This is a genomic window from ANME-2 cluster archaeon, assembly GCA_014237145.1.
GTDB lineage: Archaea > Halobacteriota > Methanosarcinia > Methanosarcinales > Methanocomedenaceae > Methanocomedens_A.
In genome coordinates this window covers 1-8,862 of record JAAXOC010000085.1, presented here as the reverse complement: position 1 = coordinate 8,862, position 8,862 = coordinate 1, and the positions used below count along the sequence as shown (strand labels likewise).

The following is an 8,862-nucleotide window of genomic DNA, read 5'->3' as shown; positions in this document are numbered from 1 at the left end:
AAGTGGATTGTCCACTGCCATGAGAAATCAAGGTTCCGTTCGGAGCGTATAATTTTATCTCAGGACCATCATACCAGCTTGATTGCATTCTGATCAATATTATATCTTCTGAACTGGCAGAGAAGGTATAAGTATCCATCTCAGCTTTAGTATCAATACTGGCGGATTTATTTTCACCAAAACCTAGAGGTGTTGCATTTCCTGGATTGTGAACCCTCTGAACAAAAATACCATAATTTCCTGTATCGTCTCCGTCATCATCCCCTACTAATATAGCATATTCTCCAGTGTCAGGTAGTGCTTGTGTAATTTCAGAGAAGTAAGTGGATTGTCCACTGCCATGAGAAATCAAGGTTCCGTTCGGAGCGTATAATTTTATCTCAGGACCATCATACCAGCTTGATTGCATTCTGATCAATACGATATCTTCTGAACTGCCAGAGAAGGTATAAGTATCCATCTCAGCTTTAGTATCAATAGAACCAAAAACGGTTTCTCCATACTCAATAGGTGTCTCTGCCTGTGCAACTCCTATTATGCTAACTATAGCTGTTATTATAACTCCCAATGCCAATAGCCTTCGGTTTATTTGATAAGACATACAATTCCTCCAATTGAAATAACTTCCGATAGTGCATGTTTATTATTCGATAACTGTTCCTTTTCAGTTTTGGTAAATTCCAGTATGCGGTTCAAGATACAGCTTCCTCCCTTTTGATTCTCAGATACTCAAGATTTATATTTTTAAAATCCCCTCGGATATCATCATTATCCAGTACCCTCTTCCAGGTTCCATATTTATAAGGTCATTTCTAAAAGGTACATCTGGATCGTATTTCTTCCAGTGGTCTGTCGTGTCGCTGGCATTATATGCCCAAACGATACTGTAATTTCCATTAATAGAAGAAAGAGCCTCAGCTATTGGCTTGCTATCAGGAGAATTGAAGCCAACCAAGTTCCAGCCGGTTCTTAAATCAATATCAGTTGACTCTGGTATAGTTCCACTTATGGGCAATGTGTCATCAGATGTCATCATTATCCAGTATCCTTTACCAGGTTCCATATTTATTAGATCGTTTCCGAATGGTACACCCGGATCGTACTTCTTCCAGTGATCAGCAGTGTCGCTTGCGTTATATTCCCAGATTATGCTGTAATTGTCGCTGATTGGAGACAGTACAAATGCAATGTTGGTTTCTTCGGGCATTAACGGTAAAGAAATTAGGTTCCAGCCAGTATATAGATCGATAGTAATGTCTTTCGGCACTACTTGAACAGATTTGGTTGTTGAGTTTGTGGTATTTGAATTATCTGTTATCGTTAGATTTACGTCGTAATCGCTCTCTAAAGTATAAGAGTGTGTTATTATCTTTTCTGTCGTGGATGTAATATTCCCATCACCAAAGTCCCATTTGTAATTCGTTATAAATCCATCCGGATCATACGAAGCTGTAGCATTAAAGATAATGACTTGGTTAATAACTGGATTTTTTGGTGAATATGTAAAGTTCGCAAACGGTGCTAATCCTGGATTGTTAAGCCTATGGATAAACAGGTTATAATCACCGGTATATTCTATATCGTGGTCGAGGACTAAGATTTTGTATTCTCCACTGTCAGGCAGCGTATGCAGCATTTCAAAGTTGTCATAACTCCACTGGCTTGTTAGCAAGGTTCCGTTTGGTGCATATAGCCTGATCTCAGGATTTAGATTTGAGGAATATTGAGGCCCGTCTACCCTGATAATAACCGTATCATTGGAATCAGCAGAGAAGGTGTATGTGTCAATCTCAAGAGGAGGATCGATCGAGCCTGAAACAGTCTCATCAAATCCTATCGGTGTCGTATTGCCCGGATTGTTAAGCCTCTGGATAAACAGGTTATAATCACCAGTATATTCTATATCATGGTCGAGAACTAAGATTTTGTATTTTCCACTGTCAGGCAGCGTATGCAGCATTTCAAAGTTGTCATAACTCCACTGGCTTGTTAGCAAGGGTCCGTTTGGTGCATATAGCCTGATCTCAGGATTTAGATTTGAGGAATATTGAGGGCCGTCTACCCTAATAATAACCGTATCATTGGAATCAGCGGAGAAGGTGTATGTGTCAATCTCAGTAGAAGGATCGATCGAGCCTGAAATCGTTTCTCCATACTTAATAGGTGTCTCTGCCTGTGCAACTCCTATTATGCTAACTATAGCTGTTATTATAACTCCCAATGCCAATAGCCATCGGTTTATTTGATAAGACATACAATTCCTCCAATGGAAATAACTGTCGATAGTGCATGTTTATTATGCGATAACTGTTCCTTTTCAATTTTGGCAAATGCCAGTATGCGGTTCAAGATATAGCTTCCTCCATTTTGATTCTCAGATACTCAAGATTTATATTTTTAAAATGCCTTCAGATGTCATCATTATCCAGTACCCTCTTCCAGGTTCCATATTTATAAGGTCATTGCCAAAAGGTACACCTGAATCGTATTTCTTCCAGTGGTCTGTCGTGTCGCTGGCATTATATGTCCAAACGATACTGTAATTACCACTGATTGAAGAGAGAGCCTTGGCTACTGGCTGACTATCAAGAGAATTGTAACCTATAAGGTTCCAGCCGGTCTTTAAAACAATATCAGTTGACTCCGGCACAGTTCCACTAATGGGCAATGTATTGTCAGATGTCATCATTATCCAGTATCCTTTACCAGGTTCCATATTTGTTAGATCGTTTCCGAAGGGTACACCTGGATCGTACTTTTTCCAGTGATCAGCAGTGTCGTTTGCATTATATTCCCAGACTATGCTGTAATTGCCGTTGATTGGAGACAGCAATGAAGTTATACTGGTGTCTTCTGGCATCAAGGATAGAGAGATCAGGTTCCAGCCTGAATTTAGCTGGATTGATATATTATCTTCATTCCACGGTTCCATTAACGGATATCTATCCTGTGCTCCGGCTGAGCCGCTGATGTTGTTGTATGGTGTATCCCCTATGCCGTCTGTATTGGCATCTATGCCAATGTAGTCGCTCCAGTAGTTGCCACCGGATGGATACCCATCATCCCACAAATTAGAGCCGTCATCATATCCGTTCTTATCTGCGTTTTGCAGGTTGTTATGGAACAGCAAGTTGAGAGTTGATGTATACAGGTATATGCTATATCCAGTGCCGTCAGTACCATCTACACCCTCGTATCCTCCCATGCCGCCTAGTCCACCAGTGATATTACTGATGATATTGGAAGTGAGGGTATTATTGCTAGAACCGGAGAGATAAATGCCGGAGCCGAGGCCGCCAGCACCACCTGAACCAATAGCTAGTTGAATGCTGCCGCCGGATCCACCAGTGGTATTACTGATGGTATTAGAAGTAAGGGTATTATTGCTAGAACCGGAGAGATAAATGCCGGAACCGAGGCCGCCAGCACCAGGTGCATAAGTTCCATAGCCACCGGTTCCACCAGTGATATTATTGATGGTATTGGAAGTAAGGGTATTATTGGTAGAATATGAGAGATAAATGCCGGAACCGATGTCTCCAGCACCACCTGCATAAAATCCTTCGCCGCCGGTTCCACCTGTGATATTGCTGATGATATTGGAGGTGAGTGAATTGGTGGTGGAACCAGAGAGATAGATGCCGGAACCGATGTCTCCAGCACCACCTAAACCAAAGTATCCTCCCGTTCCGCCGGTTCCACCTGTGATATTATTGATTGTATTGGAAGTAAGGGTATTATTGGTAGAACCTGAGAGATAGATGCCAGAACCGATACCACCAATACCCCCAGAACCACCAAAACTCCCAATAACTCCCGAGGCGCCGCCGGTTCCACCTGTGATATTGCTGATTGTATTGGAAGTAAGGGTATTATTGGTGGAACCTGAGAGGTAGATGCCGGAACCGATACCACCAATCCCCCCAATGCTACCAACAATATAACAGGCGTCCCCCGCACCGCCGCCAGTTCCACCTGTGATATTGCTGATTGTATTGGAAGTAAGGGTATTATTGGTGGAACCTGGGAGGTAAATGCCAGAACCGACACCACCAATGCCCCCAATATCTTCCGCGCCGCCGCCGGTTCCACCTGTGATATTGCTGATTGTATTGGAAGTAAGGGTATTATTGGTGGAACCAGAGAGATAGATGCCGGAACCGTTGCCACCAGCACCACCTGATATGCCGTTTGCTCCAATAATATTGGTTATTGAATTATTCGAAAAAACATTGTTGCTGGATGTGACGTATATCCCGCTTGAGCCATTCTGTATCATAAACCCATCAATCATAACCCCATCAACTGTTACTTCAACAACATTCTCACTCCCACTTCCATCGATAATCATAGTAGAATTACTCCCACCCTGTAATGTTACTGGTTTATTAACCACTACATGCTCGTAGTACGTCCCTGCCGCCACCTGGATGACATCCCCGCTAACCGCATTATTCACCGCCGCTTGAATTGTAGTATAATCAGCCCCGCCACTGTCATCAACAGTGATCACAGCAGCCGCGCCTACTCCTGCACTCATGACGCACATGGCAACAGCAAGGAACACCAGCATCAATAACCTTTGGAAAATCATACCCACACCTCTGTCTGTTCGCCCAAACAACCCGCGCCGCCATCCACCCACATCGCCGCCGCGCCCGCCGTTGTCCTACAAATGCCAGTCAACAGCATCGATATCCAGCTGTGAATTATGCTATTCCCACTACTTATTACATTCTTTGTAAGAATATACTTTACATTACAACATCGCTTATTTTTCATCTTCCTTCCCACCACTGGAATTCAAATTTGGAAATTGTGTAAATCCTGAAATCATCCTGACACTTTCGTTCAAGATATTATCTGAATATTTAATAAATCTTGTAAACTCCAGGCATATAAATCTTGTGATAAAGTTGCAATATGTTTAGATATTTATACTAATAATTTTATATAAATACTAATAAAAGACCACCAATGCCCGAAGAGCACAATCGCAAAAGCATTACCCCCGGTTCGCGGCAGCTACATACTCAGTCAGCGCCCGTATTTCCCTATCATCTCTCCCTGTGCCAGTATGTGCCCTGACATGGCAACCTCAAGCTAGGATTTGGTGGCGCCGCTCTTCAGGCTAAGTGTAGTATCCAGGGCATATACCTTGAAAAAATACCTGTGGGGGTTGCCAGGCGGCGGGCAGGGTCCGTTATAGCCAATCCTGCCAAAGTCGTTCTTGCCCTTAGGGTGCCGTCGTCCAGGCTTTTATCCTTAGGTACACCAGGGGGTAGTCCGCTGCTGTTGGCAGGAATATTCTAGATCACCCAGTGAACCCAGGTTTTGCCGGGTGCGTCCGGGTCGTCCAGTATCTAGGCGATGGACTGTGTGCCTGCGGGGACGGTATCCCATGAGAGTGCCGGTGAGCAGTTCTTCCCATCGCAGGTGTGTTCGACTGGCAGGGTGCTGCCGTCGTTAAACGCATCTGGAGATATTGAGATTTGTTCCACAAAGGTTTCCTTTATTAGATCTCTAAAATATCATCAGTCGTCATCATTATCCAGTATCCCTTACCCGCTTCCATATTTGCCAGATCGTTTCCAAAAGGTGCACTTGGATCGTACTTCTTCCAATGATCACCTGTATCGCTTGCATCATATGCCCAAACGATACTGTAATTGCCAGTGATTGAAGATAAAGCATCAGTAATTGGCTGACTTTCAAATGAATTATATCCAATTAAGTTCCAGCCGGTTAATAGGTTTACATTAACAGTTTCCGGTATAGTTCCAATAATAGATAATATGTCATCAGAGGTCATCATTATCCAGTATCCGTTTCCAGGTTCCAGATTTTTCAGGTCGTTTCCGAAAGGTGCTGTGGGGTCGTATTTTTTCCAATGGTCAGCTGTATCGCTGGCATTATATGCCCAAACTATACTATAATTGCCGCTGATCGGAGAAAGCACTGAAGCAATATTGGAATTATCAGGCATCAAGGGTAATGAGATCAGGTTCCATCCCCTAAACATATCCATAATAATTAATTCCTCTGTCCAATAAGGATTATATCCCATTTCCCCAAAAATGAACCATGCAGTAGCACCTGTATGCAACCTGGCATCATATATCCAGTCAAAACCAGTACTTACGCTATCGTGCGAAGCTGCCACCAGACCTTTTCCATTAGTATTACTTGCTTCTTTTTGGGCATTTCTTAATTCATCAAGATACAAATTAGATTGTGTTCTATCTCCCAGGATTTGATACGCTATGATCATATGCGCTGTGCCTTCAAACCAAATCCCATCTGTATCATTATTAAAATCAAACCCCTTGAAGCCGTCTACTTCCACATAACAATTATTCTCCACCCAATTCATCCCTTTTCTATATTTGTCTATCTCTTCTAAAGCCATGAGACTCCAGGCGTGTATATCGGCAGGAATATTAGCCTTATTTATAGTGACTCCATCTTCTAATGTACCAGTCCAGAAATGTTTCTCTTCCACATCCCACATTGCTTCTACAAAATCTTTAGCATGCAGTCCCCTCTCTCTCCAAACATCATCTCCGGTTAATTCAGAAAGTCTGGAGAAAGCTACATAAATATCTATATTGTACTCTGTGGCTTTCCAAGGGATTCTTGTTTGACCCTCAGGATTATTAGCTGTGGTTTCCCAACCTTCATAACCACCTGTATATCCACCTGCTCCTCTATCATCCCTGCACTCATTTTCGATCCATTCTCCCAATCTAATAGATGCAGTGAGATATTTTTCCTCATGAGTTTCTTCATATAGAGAAAGCAGTGCAATTATTGACCATGCAATATTACCTGTGTGAGTACCTACGAAGGATTTATCCTCATGCCATGTGTTATTTTTTGCATCCATCCATCCAGGCATCCTCACAGTATCATTTTTACCATGTGGTTCCCAGCCAGGAAAAAGTTTTAAATCTCCACCCTGATAGGTATTACGGAGGCGTCCGTCTGTGAAATATCTATCATGGTTGATGGCATAGACTAAAGCATCACCAATAAGTTTGGCATATTCTATATCCTCTTCAGTATGATTAGATAAAAATGATAAGAGAACTAAGGCATTATCATATACGAAGGCAGTATTTTTCAAAACAGGTTCATCAGAAGGTAAAAGTTCGAAGCTGACCAGAAATCGTGGTTCATCTAAATGTTCTTTATCGTATTTAATGTCATCCAGATAAAATGTAATTGGCAGATTATTGTTTTGAGCAGCATTGGTTACCCAGCCAAAACCTCCCAGAACATAACTTAGATCCACTCCATTGAGATCTATTGTATATTGTTCCCATTCTCTATTTAAGGTGATATATCCCAATGATATTTTAGGTGAAGAGTCCGGATAAGGAGCAATGGTTATACCTGTATTTGGATCTCTTCCTACACCAAAAGCAAAAAATTCTACTCTCTCACCTCCTTCTTTGCCTCTCGCCCAGAAACTGAGTTTTGTAGCTTCTATGAGATTAAATCCAGCATCGGGATATTCTCCCCAATTTGCTTTTGGCTGTATTTCCTCTCCTATTAAAACACCATTCATCAAATACCAGCCACCCCAACTGGAAAATATTCCATTGAACTTGTTTTCGATACAGGTATCTCCGCTGTGAGTATCTTCAAAATGGCATAGGTTGATCTCAGCGTCATTTCCCATTTTGGCTGGTACAACAAAATGGTTCCCTGCCGCTGATAGGTCAGAATAGACATCAAACGAAGAATGGTATTTATTCATTATCTCTTTTAGATGTTCAAGGGCTAACTCTTTTGGCGGTTTTATTTCACCTGCGACCTCTTCAACAATTTCACTTTGCACTTTGATACTATACTCTTGACTTGCAGCTTTTGCCGTCTGGATACCAGTAGTGTCGAAATTACTTGAAAAAACACTAATTACGGCTGGGGCAACTACTGTTGCTGCAATTATGGCAGCAAGTATGATCCCAAAATTCAATATCCTTCGATTCATACGATATGTCATTATTCTACATCCGGCACAAATATTTCAATATAAGCCGTCTCCCATAATTTAAATTATCTTCGTTAGATTTTCAAAAAATCCTTTGAGGTCATCATTATCCAGTATCCTTTGCCAGGTTCCATATTAAATAAGTCATTACCAAAAGGTGCAAGCGGGTCATACTTTTTCCAGTGATCAGCTGTGTCGCTTGCGTCATATGCCCAACCGATTGTGTAATTACCACTGATTGAAGAGAGAGCCTCAGCTACTGGCTGATTATCAAGAAAATTGTAGCCTATCAAGTTCCAGCCGGTCGTTAAGTTAATATCAGTTGATTCTGGCACAGTTCCACTGATGGGTAGTGTGTCATCAGAGATCATCATTATCCAGTATCCTTTTCCTGGTTCCATGTTTGGCAGGTCGTTTCCGAAGGGTGCAGATGGATCGTATTTCTTCCAGTGATCGGAAGTGTTGCTTGCATTATATTCCCAGACTATGCTGTAATTGCCGTTGATTGAAGACAGCAATGAAGTTATACTAGTGTCTTCTGGCATCAAGGGTAGAGAGATCAGGTTCCAACCTGTATATAGTTGGATTCCTATTACTTTTTTAAAACCAGCTTTTTGCATCGCTTTCTTAGCATATTCATTTTGCATAAACAAATTTTGAACCAACTGACTTCTATAATTTTCCGTCATTGTTAAGATTGCACCTTGGTTTATGCCAACATATGTGGGAGAAGACCAGTTAATTTCAAGATTTATTGCGTCTTTAAAGCCGTATTTGCCCAAAAAAATCTCCCCATTAAGAAATTCTGAAGATTCCCGTTGAAAATTGACCCCTTTTTCCCACCAATTTTGACCCCCCCCTTACAT

The 8,862-nt window shown here is 41.8% G+C and carries 4 protein-coding genes and 2 pseudogenes; all 6 read right to left on the bottom strand.

Going from position 1 to position 8,862, the window contains the following annotated elements; genetic code table 11:
• The coding region (locus tag HF974_10805) for a hypothetical protein (protein MBC2698795.1) at positions 1-601 on the bottom strand (601 nt) is incomplete at its 3' end.
• A gap of 135 nt (positions 602-736) precedes the next feature.
• Positions 737-2,254, bottom strand: coding sequence for a PKD domain-containing protein (locus HF974_10800; protein ID MBC2698794.1), 1,518 nt, complete (start codon positions 2,252-2,254; stop codon positions 737-739).
• A gap of 135 nt (positions 2,255-2,389) precedes the next feature.
• Positions 2,390-4,594 carry a hypothetical protein gene (locus tag HF974_10795; protein MBC2698793.1) on the bottom strand — a complete coding sequence of 735 codons (2,205 nt, stop codon included), beginning with the start codon at positions 4,592-4,594 and terminating at the stop codon, positions 2,390-2,392.
• A 443-nt stretch (positions 4,595-5,037) separates the two neighbouring features.
• Positions 5,038-5,492: pseudogene (locus tag HF974_10790) on the bottom strand (YbhB/YbcL family Raf kinase inhibitor-like protein).
• Between the two features lie 23 nt (positions 5,493-5,515).
• Positions 5,516-7,996, bottom strand: a complete 2,481-nt coding sequence (locus HF974_10785) for a hypothetical protein (GenBank protein ID MBC2698792.1) — start codon at positions 7,994-7,996, stop codon at positions 5,516-5,518.
• Between the two features lie 74 nt (positions 7,997-8,070).
• Positions 8,071-8,790, bottom strand: a pseudogene (locus HF974_10780) (hypothetical protein).
• Positions 8,791-8,862: the final 72 nt, after the last annotated feature.